General features: G+C 75.0%; 1 protein-coding gene. It reads left to right on the plus strand.

Annotated elements, in window-relative coordinates:
- Positions 1–564, plus strand: a 564-nt coding sequence (locus VQ03_RS30765; protein WP_048454740.1) for an amidase family protein, incomplete at both ends; no start/stop codon positions are given.

Raw genomic sequence — 564 nt, forward strand, 5'->3', positions numbered from 1 at the left:
GCGCCACCGGCAGCCACGCCAATGACAGCTGGGCCGGACCGACCCTGAATTCGGCGGCGCCCGATTGCCTGCCCGGCGGCAGCAGCGCCGGCACGGCCACGGCGGTGGGCGCCAGCCCCCCGGTGCTCCGCCTCGCCGAGGAGACCGGCGGCTCGATCCAGAACCCGGCCTCGGCGCAGGGGCTTGTCGGCATCAAGCCGACCTTCGCCCTCGTCCCCAATGCCGGCGTGGTGCCTCTGGCCGGCAGCACCCGCGACGTGGTCGGCCCCATCGCCCGCTGCGTCCGCGACGCGGCGCTGACCCTCGACGTGCTGGCCGGCTACACCGCCGCCGATCCCAAGACCGTGGCGGGCATCGGCCGGCGGCCCAAGGGCGGCTACACGTCGAAGCTCGACCGGAAAGCCCTCAAGGGCAAGCGCCTCGGCCTGTTCGGACCCGGCTGGCGCGACCCGCCACTCTCGCCGGAGGCGACGGAGCTCTATGCGCGGGCACAGAGCGAGATCACGGCCTGCGGCGCGACCCTGGTCGCCGATCCCTTCGCCGGCACGGGCTTCGCCGCGCTTG

Source organism: Methylobacterium tarhaniae (assembly GCF_001043955.1).
GTDB classification, from domain to species: domain Bacteria; phylum Pseudomonadota; class Alphaproteobacteria; order Rhizobiales; family Beijerinckiaceae; genus Methylobacterium; species Methylobacterium tarhaniae.